Origin of the sequence: Kamptonema sp. PCC 6506 (assembly GCF_000180455.1) — a bacterium.
In the GTDB taxonomy this organism is placed as follows: Bacteria; Cyanobacteriota; Cyanobacteriia; order Cyanobacteriales; family Microcoleaceae; genus Kamptonema; species Kamptonema formosum.
In genome coordinates this window covers 1-16856 of record NZ_CACA01000360.1, presented here as the reverse complement: position 1 = coordinate 16856, position 16856 = coordinate 1, and the positions used below count along the sequence as shown (strand labels likewise).

Genomic DNA, 16856 nt, shown 5'->3' with positions numbered 1-16856 from the left:
TGCTCCCCTGCTGCCCCTCTCCCCTGCTCAACAGATCCCCTTCTAACCCTTTAGGTCTTGCTTCTTGTTTTTCATAAAGAAACCACTCCTCGGCCATCTGCCCATCTTGAAAAGGTCGCAGCAAGCAGCAGCTAACGTCAAACATATGACCGACGGTTTCAACTATTCTTTGAAGCATCTGCCGGTAATCCGGTGCAGAGCGAATGGTATTGGTGACGGCGTATAGTAAAGAGCCTTGTTTAAGGGCCCGCCGCAGTTCTTCTGTCCGAGCTTTGAGGACGTTGTGGGTATCGACTGCTTGGCTAACGAGGGCTTTGAGTTCTTCAGCATCCCAAGGTTTTGTAACGTATTTAAATACTTTGCCAGAGTTAATAGCTTCTACTAGGTCTTCAACATCTGTATAGCCCGTTAATATAATTCTAATTACATCAGGATAGCTAGTGGCAGCTAAACTTAGAAATTCTGTACCGCTCATTTGTGGCATCCGCTGATCGGAAATAATGACGGCTATTTCACCTTCTCTGGCTAAAATTTCCAAGGCAGCAGGGCCCGAATCTGCTCTGAGCACTTTGTAATCCCGATGGAAGGTGCGGTAGAGCAGGTCAAGGTTATCAGGCTCGTCATCGACGACCAATAGTTTTAATTTACGGTTAGTTTGGGAATTCATAGAGATTCTCCAAAACGGAAACCCATCGCCTTTTGCGTTGGAGGAGTTCTTGACCCTTTAGGCACAGCAACTTGACATTAGTCAACAGATATGTTAATGCTAGATTGTATGATTTTACTAAAACACAAAGACCCGATATGTCAGGGTTGAAACTCCTCAAACCCAAGTGTTTTGAGTTTAAAAACTCAAACCGAGTGGCTAAATATAGGACAATCGGCGAGTGAATCAAGCAGGGTAAAAAAGTTGCATTTGTAGTATGTTCGCAAGTAGGGGCAGGTTGAGCAACATCTTCTCTAGTTAGTGCAGATATTTGTAAACCCGCCCCTGCTGGAACCCCGCAAGGGCTAATAAATTCTAAGGGCAATTGGTACTGCCTAAAGGCAGAAGACACTAGCTTAGCTGTTGTTTTAGGGCTGTCCTGTTGCATAAACCGCTATCTGTCTGAATGTTGAAATCAATGAAAGTGAGTATAGTTCACAGCCATAGCTGTCTTCTAAATAATCCCATCCCTTACCAGGGTGGGAGTCTCAACGTTTAATCTTAACTACGGTTGCCCTCAGAGGAACAAGAGTTTAAATAATGGCCCAATTGCGGGGATTCATCCTGATGTCTAATTATTATTAACACAGTTGCGGTATTGGCGAGTAAGGCTGGAGGGCATTGCTGCCGCTCGGCTAGCCTCAAGGCTAAAGCTAATCTGGACTTTAGCGGGAAAAGCTTCATGGGAAGATGTTTCCCGGTAGCGGAGGTAAAAATTTACTTCTCGTTTAATGGTGACATAATCCTGACTCTAATTCCTACGGGCGATTAGGCACGGCGATCGCTTTATTTGCCAGTATGAGGCTGGGTGATTCTGATAGGCTGATAATTAAAACTTGGCTTGGAGTTGTGAATCCTTTCTTTTTTTCTTCGATGTCCCGCGATTTAGAAAGCTCCCGATGTCCGTCTGGCCCCTCTCGCTTTCTGATCCGGGCGGCTGTATCTAAGGATCTGACGCAGTTGGCGGAAATTTTGGCTCTGAGCTTTCACTCTCGCGAGGGGATTATGGAGTTGATTTATCCAGTGTTGCGGTTGGGTATTTATGAAGATTTAAGAAACCGGCTGCGATCGGCTTCGGAGCATTATATTTGTTTGGCGGCTGAGCTCACATCTAGCAGGGAGGGGGCACAGGGTCGTCTGTTGGGAACGGGGGATCTGGCGGGAACGGTGGAAATGGGTTTGCGCTCTCACCATCCTTGGCCGATGTCTAATTCTGAGTATCCTTATTTGTCAAATTTGGCTGTCCATCCAAACTGTAGGCGGTTGGGGGTTGCTCAACAATTACTGAGTAATTGCGAGCGTGCGGCGCTGGAGTGGGGGTTTTCTGATATTTACCTGCACGTATTAGAGAATAATCATGCGGCACGTAGGCTTTATTTTAAGGCTGGCTATCAGTTGCAACAGGTTGATTGGAATTGGACTTGTTTGTTTTTCCGTCAACCCCGGCGGTTGTTTTTGCGGAAAAATCTCGCGCCTGCGCCGATCGCGTAACGCCGTCTTCTGGGTGGTAAAATTACCGCCCAGAGGGTGACGTTATCAACAATTATGTATGGCTAGGGACTAGGGGCTAGGGGCTAGGGACTAGGGACTAGGGAAAGAAGGGAAAGAAGGGAAAGAAGGGAATAGAAATCAGCGTTTCAGCAATTCAGTGTGTCTTAAACGCCTTGGCGATTGCTATTAAGTCCTAATGTCCGCACTAGAAAAGCCCATTCATCGGCAATTTCTTCGATAATTTTAGCGGTAGGTTTGCCGGCTCCGTGTCCGGCTTTGGTTTCAATGCGAATTAAGACTGGGCGATCGCCTTTGTGGGCTGCTTGCAATGCAGCGGTAAATTTGAAACTATGAGCGGGAACTACGCGATCGTCGTGGTCTGCTGTGGTAATCATTGTGGCTGGATAAGGGGTTCCTGGTTTGAGATTGTGCAGGGGAGAATAGCGATAGAGCACATCAAATTCCTCTTGATTTTCTGGGGAACCGTACTCGGAACACCACGCCCAGCCAATGGTAAATTTGTGAAAGCGCAACATATCCATAACGCCAACGGCGGGGAGTGCTGCGCCGAATAGTTCGGGACGCTGGGTCATGCAGGCTCCTACTAATAATCCGCCGTTACTACCGCCTGCGATCGCTAATTTTGCTGGTGTTGTGTATTTGTTGTCTATTAACCATTCTGCGGCAGCTATAAAGTCGTCAAACACATTCTGTTTGTTTAATTTTGTGCCTGCTTGATGCCATTCTTCGCCGTATTCACCGCCGCCGCGTAAGTTGGCGATCGCGTAAATTCCTCCCATTTCTAACCAAACTACTCTGCTGACAGAAAAGCTGGGGGTAATTGATGCCCCAAAACCGCCGTAGCCGTAAAGATATGTGGCGTTATTTCCATCGAGTTGCACTCCCTTTTTATGGGTGATAAACATCGGCACTTTGGTGCCATCTTTGCTGCTATAAAATACTTGTTTGGTTTCGTAATCTTCGGGATTAAAATCTACCTGGGGCTGGCGGTAAAGCGTACTTTCGCCTGTCACCATATCGTAATGATAGATGGTGTTGGGTGCTGTAAAACTGGTGTAACTGTAAAAGGTTTCGGTGTCGTGGCGTTTGCCCCCAAAACCGCCGGCAGAACCTATTCCGGGCAAGGCTACTTCTCTAACGAATGCACCTTCTAAATTAAAGATTTTAATCTGAGTATAAGCGTCTTTCAGGTAAGAGGTAACGAATTGATTATTGAGGATGCCGATGCCTTGGAGAGTTTCGGTGGATTGAGGTATAACTTCTGTGCTGGTGTTAGTGGTAGTATCGATGGCAATGACGCGACGGCGAGGTGCATCTAGGTCTGTTTGAAACCAAAATAGGGAGCCTTCGTTATCAATGAATCCATATTCAGCATCGAACTCATTAATTAATTCTATTACTTGTGATTCTGGGTTGGTTAAATCTTTGTAAAAGATCAAGTTTTGCGGATCTGTTCCCCGCCAAACTGAGACGATCAAGTATTTGCCATCTTCGCTAACTCCGCCGCTGAATCCCCATTCTTTTTGGTCGGGGCGTTCATAAATTAACTGGTCTTCAGATTGAGCTGTACCGAGACGGTGGTAGTACAATTTTTGGTAATAGTTAACGTCTTCTAGTTTGCTTTTTTCGTTTTGTTCGTCGTAGCGACTGTAAAAAAATCCTTGATGGTCGTGCGTCCAAGATGCACCAGAAAATTTTACCCATTGCAAACGGTCTGATAAATCTTCACCTGTTTCTACATCTCTGACTTTCCATTCTTGCCAGTCGGAACCAGAGGCGGATAAACCATAGGCCATTAGTTTGCCATTTTCGCTGAGGGCTAGGCCAGAAAGGGCGATGGTTCCATCTTCGGAAAGGGTATTGGGGTCTATTAAAACTTTGGCTTCGCCGTCGAGGGAGGTTAAGGTGTAGAGGACGGATTGATTTTGGAGGCCGTCGTTTTTGAAGTAAAAGTAGCGATCGCCTTGTTTGAAGGGAATGCTATATTTTTCGTAGTCCCATAGTTGAGTTAGCCGCTGTTTGATTTTTTCGCGGGCGGGAATTTCGCTGAGGTAGGCGAAAGTAACTTGGTTTTGGGCCTCAATCCAAGCTTTGGTTTCCTCTGAGTCAGGGTCTTCTAGCCAGCGGTAAGGATCTGCAATTTTTAGGCCGTGATATTCATCGGTTTGCTCGATTTTGCGGCTGGTGGGGTAAGTTAGATGTTGAGTGCGATCGGGCATGATTTTGGAGTATGGTCAATATTGTCCAGTTTAGCGCTCAAGAGTCAGTTAGTGTCGGGAGATTTTATAGACCTGGCTGGTATTATATCTTGTTTATTAATCTGGAGGATGGCGATCGAGTCATTTTTGAATTGTTTTTTTGACTGGATTAGTGAGATAACGATCTCAAGTTATAGCCTCGTAACGATCTGACTGTGAAGGAACTATCGGCAATATTGTTGCAGTCAATTATAATAGTTGTTACTATCATTTCACCAGAACTAGCTATGAATCAACTACCTAATCAAACACCCGATCCTTTCGATACGAATCAACCATCTAATCGGTTCGATCCGCAAAATTTAGCGAAGGAACTAGATAGGGAAAATGTGGATAGACCGGTAGTCTACCATCCCGACACTAAAAAAGTTTTGCAAAAAGTCTTTATTATGCTAATTGTTGGCGGTGTAATTGTTGGGGGAATTCTATCTATAGGAATTCTGAAGCTGATGAAAAATTATGGATTGACAGATGTGCCGCCGAGGGAAGAAAAGGCGAGGTAGAATTTTGTCAATGGAGTTCGCTAAATATCCTTAACCATGAGGGAAAAAGCCTCGGCCATGCGGCAGGCTGTGTAGAGGCAAACTCCAAATAGGGCGCTGTTGCGATCGCTCTGGAATCCTTCGCTAAAGGGCCGCTCGATTTCTTATTAGGTGAGTATTTTGTAGGACTTACGCAGGTCGTACCAGAAACCGGGTTTTTTAGACAGGACTAAGGCAAAAAAAACCCGGTTTCTTTGGTTGGTGCGTAAGTTCTGACTTGTATAAGTTTTTTGTGAAGGCGGAAAGTTTTTTGCCGGGTTGCTTCTTTAATATAAAGCTAACCAAGCAAACATTAAGCTTATGTCCCGCCATTTGGAAAGATTGTTGCAAATTGACTCACTGTTGCGAGCAGCACAGCGGCAAACAACAGGAACAATTGCTGAAGCTTTGGAAGTTAGCGAAAGAACAATCCGTAGCGACTTGGCATTTTTGCGCGATCGGTTCAACGCCCCGGTGGAGTTCAATCGCCAAAAAGGTTTTCACTACATCGATCCAGATTGGCGCTTGCCCAGTATTTCTCTAAGTCAAGGTGAATTATTTGCTCTGACATTGGGAGCGAGAATGTTGCAAGCTTACTCAGGTTCAACTTATACCACAGAATTGCGCTCTGCGATCGCACGATTGAGTGAAAGATTGCCAGAACAAACTTGGATCGATCTTCAAAGAATTGCTGATGAACGCATTATTTTTAGAAGTGGTGCTGAAACCTATATTAACCCTGAAATCTGGAATCAATTAGTAGAAGCTTGTAGAACATCCCAGCAAGTCAAGATGTGTTATTTCACAGCAAGTCGCAATGCTAAGTCTGAGCGAGTGCTCGACCCTTACTTGCTGCACATTTACCGAGGAACTAACCCTTACGTAATTGGATTTTGTCAACAACGCCAAGAGATTAGGTGGTTTCGAGTCGATCGCATTCAGAGCTTAGAAATTCTTAATACTAAGTTTATGCGCGATCGCACATTTAATGCTCAAGAACATCTAGAGCGGATTTTTCAAGCTGAGGTAGGAGGAGGTAAACCCATTGAAGTAGAAATTTGGTTTGATGGGCCCACAGCACCCTATATCTGGGAGAGGCGATGGCATCCAACTCAGGAAATTGAACAACATCCTGATGGTTCGATTACCTTGAGGATGAGTGTGGCGGGTTTGAATGAGATTAAGCGGTGGGTGTTGGGGTATGGGAAAGGGGCGAGAGTGAAAAGCCCACCGGAGTTGGTGAAGTTGGTTCAAGATGAGGTAGAGGCGATGAGTAACAATTATAGTTTTCAGGAGGGATCTAGTTATGCTAATCACTGAATGCGATCGCGAGGAACGACAAGATAATAATTTGCCTTATGTAGAGTTGTGTTTTAGTCTCATCGGTAAAACTTTACCTGCGGATCATGGGTATGGTTTGTATTCCGCGATCGCACACTCTCAAGAGGAACTTCACAATTTAGCAGGGGTGAGTATTCAAACCATTCAGGGAATGCCTGATAAGCAAGGGGTAATTCATTTAAGCGATCGCTCTAAATTGAGAATCCGCCTACCTGGAGACAAAGTGCCGTTGGTGTATCCCTTAGCGGGCAAGCAATTAACTATTGGTAAGCACGCAATTCGGCTAGGAATCCCGCAAATTTTTGTATTGCAACCTGCCGCGAGATTGCGATCGCGCATTGTGATTATTAAGGGATTCCAAGAACCAGATACTTTTTTGGTAGCAGCAAAGCGACAATTGGATGATTTACAAATTCAAGGTAATCTGACAATTCCGCTGAATGAAGAGGGAGAATTTAGTCGGAAGGCAATTAAAGTTAAAACGTTTTCAGTAGTGGGTTTTAGTTTAGAAGTAATGGATCTCAGCGATGATGATTCTATTAAGTTGCAGGCTTTAGGATTGGGGGGTAAACATCGTATGGGTTGTGGGATTTTCAACACTTTGCCCCGTGCATGGAGGTTTGATAATGTCTAATCTGCCTGAGCATTTATTGGCAAAAAGTAAGCCGCCTATTACTCTTAAAAAGCACCTAGAAGATACGGCAAAATGTGCTTTACAAATCTTCCGGCTAGATGGTCGGTGGGGACAAAATTGGTGTAGATTCTTCAAAATTCAAGGCATTGAAGCACAAGAAAAATTCTTGTTAAATTTGCGTGTTGCAGCCTTATTGCATGACATTGGTAAAGCAAATGAGGAATTTTACAAAGCTGTATCTGAGGGATGCTATCAAACTTTCAGACATGAACATATCAGCGCACTGGTATTGCATTTAAAACAAGTTCGTTCTTGGTTACAAAAAGAAAACTCATCTTTAGATGTGGAAGTAATTACGGCTGCGGTTTTGTCCCATCATTTGAAGGCTGCGGAAAAAGGCGATCGCGAATGGGGAAAACCATCTAAAGTAACTCGCTACAAACCAGTTAAGCTTTACCTACTACATGATGAAATAAAAGTCACCTTACAAGAAATTGCGCGCGTCGCGAGTCTGGATCAGCCTCCCGAAATCGCGATCGCTACCTTCTCCCAAGATGCCATCTGGTGTAAAGCATGGGAAGATGGCATGAAAGCTGCTAGACAGTTCAAACGCAATCTAAACGATGAGCGAAGAAGTCTTCTTTTGGCTGTTAAAGCAGGGTTAATTGTTTCTGATGCGGCGGCTTCAGGATTGGTGCGAGAAGGAAAGAAAATTGATGAATGGATTGAAGAAGTTGTACATAGTAAAGCGATTACCAAGGCTGAAATTGTTACTGCGATTATTCATCCCATCATCGGCAAAATTGATGCAAGACGAGAGGATAAACCTTTTGATCTTAAGAAATTTTTGGAAGAAAACAACACGGGACAACTACAGATGCTGCAAGATGAAACTCTGCACACATTTCAGAAGGAAATAGGAGTGCAAGGTTCAAGAGTTTTGTTATTAGCTGCTTGCGCTGCTGGAAAAACTCTTACTGCTTGGAAATGGGCAGAAGAACAGGTAAAACACCATACAGTAGGAAAAGTAATTTTTCTTTATCCCACAAGGGGTACAGCAACGGAAGGCTTTAAGGATTACGTGAGTTGGGCACCAGAAGCAGATGCAGCACTGGTGACAGGAACAGCGCGTTATGAACTCGAAGCGATCGCAGAAAATCCACCCGACTCAATGAAAGAAAAAGACTTCACCACTGAGGATCGTCTATTTTCATTAGGCTTTTGGTCGCGGCGATACTTTAGCGCAACAGTGGATCAATTTCTAGGTTTCATGGAGCACAGCTATGGTGGGATTTGCTTGTTACCGGCTCTAGCAGATAGCGTGTTAATTATTGATGAAATTCACAGTTTCGATCGCAAGATGTTTGATAGCTTAATTGCATTTCTCAAACATTTCGATCTACCTGTTTTGTGTATGACAGCAACATTACCAACTTGTCGAAAAAATGAGTTAGTGGAAGCGGGATTAAAAGTATATCCAACAGCCAGCGATCGCGAAAACTTGAAAGACCTTGAAGAGAAAGAGAATCATCCCCGCTATCGACTTGAACCTGTAGAGAATTTTACCAGTGCGTTGACCAAAGCTAAACAGGCTTATAGCCAGGGTGAGCGAGTTTTATGGGTTGTGAATACAGTCGATCGCTGTCTGGCAATCTCACAAAAGCTAAAGGAGGAACTAAAGGTAGAAGTTTTGACATATCATAGCAGATTTCGATTAACCGATCGACAGAAAGTTCATACAAAAACGGTTAAGGCATTTGCATTTCAAAAAGTACGAAAACCAGCAATTGCTGTAACTACGCAAGTTTGTGAAATGTCTCTCGATCTTGATGCTGATGTTTTAATTACCGAATTTGCTCCCATTCCTTCCCTAGTTCAACGCTTTGGACGTGCTAATCGTCATTTAGTTAGGGGTAATGATTTTCGTGCTGCACTTCATATTTATGAGCCGCCGAAGGCTTTGCCATATAATCGTGAAGAATTAGACGCTGCTAGAAAGTTTATTAACGATTTAGGTGAGGGTGATATTAGTCAAAAAAGACTCGCTGACACAATGGAAAAATATACTCCTGAAGAACGAAGTAGCGATGGTTCCTCGCGTTTTCTCGATAGTGGCTACTTTGCCACGATGGGTAGTTTTCGAGATACGGATGAATATGCTGTTCCTTGTATTCTCGATCGCGATCTTGATGAGGTGGAAAAACGGATCAAGAAGCATCAACCTTATGACGGATACAAAATTAATGTACCTGAGACTTGGGCAAAAGGCGATCGTCCAAGTTGGCTACCAAGGTATTTAAAAGTTGCTGAGTGGGAAGGACATTACGACGAGCGATCGGGATTTCAGACCAAACCATTAGAGGATGTGAAATTATGAATGAACTAATTTCTATCCCATACACATTGGCCGAGTTGTCTTCTTCTCAGCATCGATCTGGTTTAGCAGGATTAGTTTTAATGGTACAATGGTTACATCGTTTTCAGCCGTGGAAACAAGATGGTTCTGCTATTTGCGAGATCGATAATTTGAGCGATCGCGGTGTAACTTTACGAATTAATCAGTTAGGTTTACAAGCACTACTCAATGAAGTCTATGCAGCGAGTTGGGAAGAAAAAATCGAGTACAAGTTACGCGAAGACAAGGAAACAGGAGAAATTATTCAGCCGATAAGGACTGAAGAAGTACCTGATAAAGATTCAAAAACAGGGAAAGTAAAGATCGACAAAAAAACAGGGCAACCCAAAACGAAGACTGCTTATTACTATCCTATGTTTGTACCACAAGGAGCATTCCTTGTTGATCCACAGTACGATCGTTCCTCTGATGGAAAAAATGGACTTTGGATTAAACTTTGGCGAGATGCTCTTTGGGCAATTCTAAAAGCCAAAGCACTTTCTCGCAACAGTTTTAAGGCAAGAGCGAATGAATTGTCAGATACAAAAGATGTCAAGGATATTTGGAAAAATTTAGCTAATCCTTCCTCACAAATCAAACTTGCAGGTAGCTTTTACTTGGGAGTACAGGAAAAAAATGCAGAAGATATCCCTTTTAAAGATAGGGGACGATATCATTTTCTGCTGCATTTCTGGTTTTTTGTTGCACAGATATATGTCCCCATTAAAATTAATATTGAGAAGGAAAAGGAGAGTAAAAAACATCAGGAAAATATAGATTTTTGGGGCTACGTAATAGCTATCCCTGATATTGCAAACCTCAAGTTTTTCTGTGATGAGTTTTTTGAATTTCTTAGTTCTAGGGAAATTAAACCATTTAAGTTTCTCCCTCGTGAATGTATTATAGACTTGCAACTTGAAGCAGCGCTGGAAATGAGCAAACGTCTTAAACTTCAGCTTAATAAAAGTGAGTCTAAAAAGAGTATGTCAGACTTAGTTAATGCAATAGACATTATTCATGCTCATAGACCTAAAGATGATACTAAATTCATTTATATTGGGCGTTTTTTACCAACGATGGAGATGGCTAATGAGTATGAAGCGATCAAAAATAGTCTATGGAGTCCGACATTTCGCCACCAAAGATTACTTAATCTAGTGAGGGATAAAAAATGGTATACAGGATTTGATTCGCTTCTGTGTACCATTCCCTACGAGCAAACGATGGAAAATGATTATTTCCGTCACGACTCACGCGAATCATTCAAATATGAGGTAGAAGATATGACCGAAGAAACAGAACAGGATCTTGGAACTGAAGTTGCCGAATACTCTTGCGAAAGACTGGTTTTGCGATTGGTAAAATCCTATGTATTAAGTAAGTTAGAAGGTAAATATCAACTCAAGTGGAAGGATGTTCAAGGCTCGCCGAAAGAAAGCGAGTATCGCGACAAAAAAGCAAAAATAGCTAAATCTGCTTTTTTGGATATTCGCAGCCGTAGCGAAAAATCAGATTTCATTAATTACTTTGCTTCTACGATTTGCTCTGTATCTCAACGAATGAATGAGTCAGATTTTGAAAAGCTAACTCGCGATCTCTATGAAGACACAGACAAAGTGCGTACTTTAACGATGCTTGCTCTTTCTGCCAACAGCTAACTGTCAATTTAACTTCAAGGAAAAACTGGACTTATGCCTAACAATAATCTCTTTACAACTGTCCTCACCTACGCTGCTCCTAGTTCTAACTATCGCGGCGAAAGTGAAGAAAACCGCACTGTTCTCCAAAAGATTGCGAAGGGTACAAAGGAACATACAGTTATTAGTCCCGAATCAATGCGTAATGCTTTACGAGAAATGTTAATTGAGGCTGGATTACCTTGTAATCGTAAGCGTCTACACGACCAAGATCAGCTTGCAGTCGAATTTAAAGAATTTCCAAATGCCAGCAAGTTTGCTGATGATTTTATCTTTGGGTTCATGGTTGCTGATAATGAGGCCATCAAGAAAAATAAAGGGATGCTTCCAAAAAGAGATAGCATTTTGCGAATGAATATGGCTGTTGCAGTGACTCCTTATCGGTTTGATGCAACCTTTCACCAATCCCCAAAAAATGCCGAGACAGAGAATAATAAAGATACCTTCTGGAAGAATTCCAAGAAAAATAATTCAACACTTTTGCACCGTGAAATTTCCCACACTGCTTATCAGTATCCTTTTGCTCTTGCTTACAACGACTGTAAGGAAAAGCCTGAATGGGTGAAACCATTACTAAAGGCAATTGGTGAGCTTTCTAATGTTGCTGGTGGACACGCACGTAGTTATTATGAAATGGCTCCTAAGAGTATTATTGCACGTCTAACTCCTTGCCTTGTCGCAGGTTTTAATACTTATGGATTTGATGAAAATGGAAACTTTAACGAATTATCTCGGCTGCATTCGGAAGACCTACCTGCTGAGGAATTTTGGATTGGTGGCGAGATAATTCGTAATATGAAAGCAGAACAACGGAAACACCTACAGGATGCTGGCGCAAAGCTGTACGAAAATCCCCAAAAGTTGATAATTGACATTGCTAATGACTTTTTAGGTTAAGAAAATCCCAATGAATTGTATGTGGTTGCGTGTTCGTGCGCCCTTTGCTGCCTATCGTGGTTTTCAGGCTGGAGTTTATCGCTCAACTATGCCTGTAATGCCTCCTTCTGCTGCATTAGGCTTAGTCTTAAATCTGGCGGGAATTGAAATGCGAACTGGGTTGGATCAAGTAACAACTCAAATTCGTAAAGATATTCCCCATTTACAATTAGCAATTGGAGCAGTTGACGGTTCAAAAAGTGAGATTTGTACGCTTTACCAACAACTTCATAGTTATCCTGTTGGATCTTCTGGTAAGGAACTTAAAGAAAAAACTCATGGGGCAAAATACTGGATTGTTCCTGTACGGCGAGAGTTAATTGTTGGACTGGATATTATCATCGGTATTCGTGAATTTGAAGGGCTATTTGAACGCATCCGTCAGGGATTGCGGGGCGAATTAAACGATCGCCGCTACGGTTTACCGTTTGCTGGTGATAATAACTTCCTTTTCGATCGCATTGATATTATGGATAGCCCACTGTTAACCCACTGGTATGAAAAAATGGAAGTTGACTCAGAACCACGCAAGCGATCGCAACGTTTGACGGTTGGTATCGATCGCCTTGATAACAGTAAAACAATAAGTCATCTTTTTGCGCCAATTTCTGAACCCTCAATTGAGCCGCCTTTGAATGCTTGGATTTGGACACCTAAGAAACCAGATTAATACGTAACTGGCACATCGTAGGATGCTTTATTATATAAAGTTCTGTAGGGGCGGGAACGCCTACGATATTTGATTATTATCTAAAAATTCTCGCTTACCCGCCCCGCCCCTACTCAAGATACTCAGCTTGGAGATAAGGAAGAGTTGTAAGTCGGCAAAAGTGCCGCTAAAATAAAAACATTGTGGACAATGTGAGGTTATTGATGGGGAGACAGTTTTCTCCCAACTGCAACAGAAACTTCAAAAACGTCGCGATCGCGCTGGTTTATGAGTAATATTTGTCGGTTTACTTTTTCAAGAACCTTTTGAGGAGTGATTATAGCGGAAACTTTTTTGCCTAGTGAAATAGCTAAAGTAATCCTAACCTGAAAAACCATCAGGTAAAAAACTTTAACTCAACCCATATTTCACCATGCAACTACTCGAAATTGACTATTTTTCACCCCCAAAACAAAGTACAATTCGCGTCTCGGCCCTCCACGCGATCGCGTACTGTCCCCGCCTTTTCTACCTCGAAGAAGTAGAAGAACTCTACACCCAAGATGCAGCAGTATTCGCCGGTCGCCGACTCCATGTTGAGATCGAAAAACAGGAAGATGAAGACTGGGAAGACCTTTACTTAGAAAGTGAAGAATTGGGCTTGCGAGGCCGCCTAGATGCCCTTCGCACCCGCGATGGTCAAACAATTCCCTACGAGCACAAACGGGGGCGCTGTCACCGAGATGCACATAATCAGCCCCAAGCTTGGGAAAGCGATCGCATCCAAATTCTCGCCTACGCTTACCTCATCGAATCAGCTTTACGCATTCCAGTCCCAGAAGGCCGCATCCGCTACCATGCTGATAACGTCATGGTTCGCGTCCCCTTCGATGATACAGGACGGGCAGCAGTGCGAGAGGCGATAGAGCAAGCGCGATCGCTCCGCCAGTCCCCCTGTCGCCCACCCGTCACCGACAACGAACGCCTCTGTACCCGCTGCTCCCTTGCTCCAGTCTGCTTGCCAGAAGAAGCCCGACTTGCCCACAACCGAGAATGGCAACCTATTCGGTTATTTCCTGAAGACGACGAACGACAAATTGTTCATGTTTTAGAACCAGGAACATCAGTAGGTCGTTGCGGAGAACAAATCAAAATATCTCGCCGAAATCAACCTACAGAAATCCTACCAGCGCGGCAAATCGGTCAAATTGTTCTCCATAGTTTCTCCCAAATTTCCACCCAGGCTTTGTATTTTTGCACCGAACAAGCAATTGGAATTCACTTTGTTTCTGGCGGGGGACGCTATGTAGGAAGTTTCGATGCTCGTGGTGGTAGCATTCAGCGTCGGATTCGTCAATACGAAGCATTAAGTAATTCTCAGAATTGTTTAGAATTAGCCCGAAAATTAGTCATTTGTCGGGGTCAAGGACAGCGCAAATTTTTAATGCGCGGTGGACGAGGAAAGGAAGCACCAGAGGAACTAAAAAAAGCCATTAATCAAATGAAAATAGTTCTGGCTCAAGTTCCCCAAGCTAAAGCTCTGGAAAATTTATTAGGATTAGAAGGAAACTTGGCCGCCCTGTATTTTGGAGCCTTACCTTATTTGATTGGTAATGATGTTTCTCCCCTGTTGAATTTTTGTGGTCGTAACCGTCGCCCGCCCAAGGATCGATTTAATGCTTTGTTGAGTTTTGGCTATGCTTTACTGATCAAAGATGTGATGAATGCTATCCTAACTGTGGGTTTAGAACCAGCTTTAGGATTCTATCATCAACCTCGTTCCCAAGCCGCACCTTTAGCCCTAGATTTGATGGAAATTTTCCGCGTTCCCTTAGTAGATATGGTGGTTATGGGTTCGATTAACCGAGGGCAATGGCAACCCCAAACTGATTTTGAGATCCGGGGAGAACAAGTCTGGTTAAATGAAGCGGGGCGACGCAAGATAGTGGATTTATACGAACGCCGCAAGGAGGAAACTTGGAAGCATCCTGTGACTGGTTATTCTCTTACTTATCGTCGTTTGTTGGAGTTAGAAGTACGTCTTTTGGAAAAGGAATGGATGGGTGAAGGTGGTTTATTTGCACAATTGATTGTGCGGTGAGGTGTAACAATGGCTGAAGCTAAAAATTGGTATCTAATTACCTACGATATTCGTTGTCAAAAACGCTGGCGAAAGGCTTATACTTTGCTCCAAGGTTACGGCGAAAGAATCCAATATTCTATTTTTCGTGCTTGGCTGAGTCAGCGGGAAAGAGAAAAGTTACGATGGGAGTTGGAGAAGGTGTTGGCATCAGAGGATAGTTTGTTACTTGTCCGTTTGTCTCATCAATGTGCGAGTACGCTTTGTGCTTACAATCGCCCTGGTGCTTGGCCAACCTTGGGGGAATCCTATCGCCTGGTTTGAGGAAAATGCAAGCACCTCTGCTTGTGGAGGATTTCCGATCTATCTACAAGGGCAGAAGGAAAATGCAATCTTCAGCAATCGTTTCAGCCGTATTAATTTTATGAAAGAAAGTGTACAGTGAAAGATATTTAGTTGGCTTATATATACTGCCAATCGCGTTCCCTGTAGTTGACTTCACGACATATTCCGAGCAGGCAATGCCAAGATCGATAACACTTTCATTTAACACTGTTCCTCAACTGACCTATGCCAGAACTTCCCTTGTCTATTGCTCAACACTACCACGAGCGAACGAAATACGACCCCCAAACCATAGCGGCCAAAAATAAACAACTAGATTGGGAACAACAGCCAGTTCCCTTTAAGGAATATAAAATTGGGGCAACTTTTGACTTAAAGCCATATCTCAGAGATCGATCGGAAGGGTTAGCGACCGATCCTGATGTGAAATGGTGGCAACGATTGTCTCGGTTGCTGCTTTGTAGTTACGGTTTGACGGCGAAAGTACCGACAATGGGGGGAGCTCCGCTTTATTTGAGATCGGCCCCTTCTGCGGGTGGGCTATACCCTGCGGAGGTTTATATAATTTCTCGCGGTACGGGATTGTTACCTGCGGGACTTTACAACTATCAAGTTAGGACTCATTCTTTAGTTCATTTTTGGAATAGCGAAGTTTGGCCAGCTTTGCAAGGGGCTTGTTTTTGGCATCCGGCTTTAGAGGAGACAAAACTCGCGATCGCAATTACAGCAGTTTTTTTCCGTTCAGCTTGGCGTTACGAAGATCGGGCCTACAGGCGAATTTACTTGGATAGCGGCCACCTACTGGGCAATATCGAGTTAGCCTGTGCTCTGAATGACTATCGGCCGCACCTAATCGGCGGATTTGCCGATGCTGCGGTGAATGAATTGCTTTACCTTGACTCGGAACAAGAAGGAACAATCGCGATCGCAGCCTTAGCTGATTTACTAGAAATAGAACAAAACTTGCCTAGATTCCGAACCGCCTTGTCCGGGCCCACCCAGACAGACTATCCGAAAATTCCAGAGGGTCAACTGCTGGTATCGCTGCACAAAGCTACTCTGATTAACTCCGATTCCTTGGGAACCGATCGTTGGAAAGCTGATGAAAGTGAAGAGCAACTAGAAGATAAATATAACTTCCCTTTCTGCACAAAAGTTTCTGCCGTCACTCCATCCATACCTTGGGGTGCAAACCTCGAATCCTTAGAAAGTACAATTTTTAAGCGGCGTTCTACCCGTGCCTATACAGGTGCTACATTGAATTTGGGCGAACTTCTAGCTTTACTAGATTTTACTTATCAATCCCATCACTATATCGACCAAGGTTTAGACGGTTCGCCCGATTATTTCGACCTGAGTTTAATTGAAACATTTATCGCCGTTTCTGGCGTAACAGGTTTAGAAGATGGCTGTTACTATTACGCTCCCAAAGCTCAAGAATTGCGACAAATTCGGTTTAAAAATTTTCGGCGTGAGTTACACTTTTTGTGTTTGGGGCAAGAACTGGGGAGGGATGCAGGAGTGGTGCTGTTTCATACCGCCGACTTGAAGAAAGCAGTAGCAAAATATGGCGATCGCGTGTACCGCTATCTGCATTTGGACGCTGGCCATTTAGGGCAAAGATTGAATCTAGCAGCCATCCACCTACGTTTAGGAGTCAGCGGTATCGGTGGCTTTTTCGACGACCACGTTAACGAAGTTCTCGGCATTCCTGCTGATGAAGCCGTCCTTTACATCACCACTCTCGGCCGGCCAAGATAGGGAGAGGGGGAGATGGGGAGC

Annotated in this window: 14 protein-coding genes; 12 read left to right on the top strand and 2 right to left on the bottom strand. The window is 43.6% G+C overall.

The features are described 5' to 3' along the window. On the bottom strand, nucleotides 1–667 hold a 667-nt coding region (locus tag OSCI_RS25870; RefSeq protein WP_039963119.1), incomplete at its 3' end, for a response regulator. An 837-nt stretch (nucleotides 668–1504) separates the two neighbouring features. On the opposite strand from OSCI_RS25870, the gene OSCI_RS25860 reads away from it, so the two are divergent. Then, nucleotides 1505–2197 carry a GNAT family N-acetyltransferase gene (locus OSCI_RS25860; RefSeq protein ID WP_007358168.1) on the top strand — a complete coding sequence of 231 codons (693 nt, stop codon included), beginning with the start codon at nucleotides 1505–1507 and terminating at the stop codon, nucleotides 2195–2197. 164 nt (nucleotides 2198–2361) lie between these two features. Here the strand turns inward: OSCI_RS25860 and OSCI_RS25855 are convergent, their stop codons facing one another. Further along, nucleotides 2362–4437 (bottom strand): prolyl oligopeptidase family serine peptidase, encoded by a 2076-nt coding sequence (locus tag OSCI_RS25855; RefSeq protein ID WP_007358167.1) that lies wholly within the window; start codon nucleotides 4435–4437, stop codon nucleotides 2362–2364. A gap of 11 nt (nucleotides 4438–4448) precedes the next feature. On the opposite strand from OSCI_RS25855, the gene OSCI_RS32150 reads away from it, so the two are divergent. The 11 genes from OSCI_RS32150 (at nucleotide 4449) to OSCI_RS25800 (ending at nucleotide 16835) form a co-directional block, all read left to right on the top strand. Next, nucleotides 4449–4580 (top strand): hypothetical protein, encoded by a 132-nt coding sequence (locus OSCI_RS32150; RefSeq protein ID WP_267879541.1) that lies wholly within the window; start codon nucleotides 4449–4451, stop codon nucleotides 4578–4580. A gap of 123 nt (nucleotides 4581–4703) precedes the next feature. Continuing rightward, on the top strand, nucleotides 4704–4979 hold the full coding sequence (locus OSCI_RS25850; RefSeq protein ID WP_007358166.1) for a hypothetical protein: 276 nt from the start codon (nucleotides 4704–4706) through the stop codon (nucleotides 4977–4979). A gap of 339 nt (nucleotides 4980–5318) precedes the next feature. Continuing rightward, nucleotides 5319–6317 carry a helix-turn-helix transcriptional regulator gene (locus OSCI_RS25845; RefSeq protein WP_007358165.1) on the top strand — a complete coding sequence of 333 codons (999 nt, stop codon included), beginning with the start codon at nucleotides 5319–5321 and terminating at the stop codon, nucleotides 6315–6317. Further along, entirely contained in the window at nucleotides 6304–6972 is a 669-nt protein-coding gene (gene cas6 / locus OSCI_RS25840) for a type I-MYXAN CRISPR-associated protein Cas6/Cmx6 (protein ID WP_007358164.1), read from the top strand. The genes OSCI_RS25845 and cas6 overlap by 14 nt, the downstream gene beginning before the upstream one ends. Continuing rightward, nucleotides 6965–9349, top strand: a complete 2385-nt coding sequence (locus OSCI_RS25835) for a CRISPR-associated helicase/endonuclease Cas3 (RefSeq protein WP_007358163.1) — start codon at nucleotides 6965–6967, stop codon at nucleotides 9347–9349. The genes cas6 and OSCI_RS25835 overlap by 8 nt, the downstream gene beginning before the upstream one ends. Then, nucleotides 9346–11025: a type I-MYXAN CRISPR-associated protein Cmx8 gene (gene cmx8 / locus OSCI_RS25830; RefSeq protein ID WP_007358162.1), complete on the top strand. Its 1680-nt coding sequence runs from the start codon at nucleotides 9346–9348 to the stop codon at nucleotides 11023–11025. The genes OSCI_RS25835 and cmx8 overlap by 4 nt, the downstream gene beginning before the upstream one ends. Before the next feature lie 33 nt (nucleotides 11026–11058). Then, nucleotides 11059–11961 (top strand): hypothetical protein, encoded by a 903-nt coding sequence (locus OSCI_RS25825; RefSeq protein WP_007358161.1) that lies wholly within the window; start codon nucleotides 11059–11061, stop codon nucleotides 11959–11961. Between the two features lie 10 nt (nucleotides 11962–11971). Next, nucleotides 11972–12670 (top strand): type I-MYXAN CRISPR-associated protein Cas5/Cmx5/DevS, encoded by a 699-nt coding sequence (gene cas5, locus OSCI_RS25820; protein ID WP_026103727.1) that lies wholly within the window; start codon nucleotides 11972–11974, stop codon nucleotides 12668–12670. 412 nt (nucleotides 12671–13082) lie between these two features. Beyond that, entirely contained in the window at nucleotides 13083–14750 is a 1668-nt protein-coding gene (locus OSCI_RS25810; protein WP_007358159.1) for a type I-MYXAN CRISPR-associated endonuclease Cas4/Cas1, read from the top strand. Nucleotides 14751–14759: 9 nt separating this feature from the next. Then, a complete protein-coding gene (cas2, locus tag OSCI_RS25805) occupies nucleotides 14760–15053 on the top strand; it encodes a CRISPR-associated endonuclease Cas2 (protein WP_007358158.1) in 294 nt (97 codons plus the stop codon). Nucleotides 15054–15299: 246 nt separating this feature from the next. Next, on the top strand, nucleotides 15300–16835 hold the full coding sequence (locus tag OSCI_RS25800; protein ID WP_007358157.1) for a SagB/ThcOx family dehydrogenase: 1536 nt from the start codon (nucleotides 15300–15302) through the stop codon (nucleotides 16833–16835). Nucleotides 16836–16856: the final 21 nt, after the last annotated feature.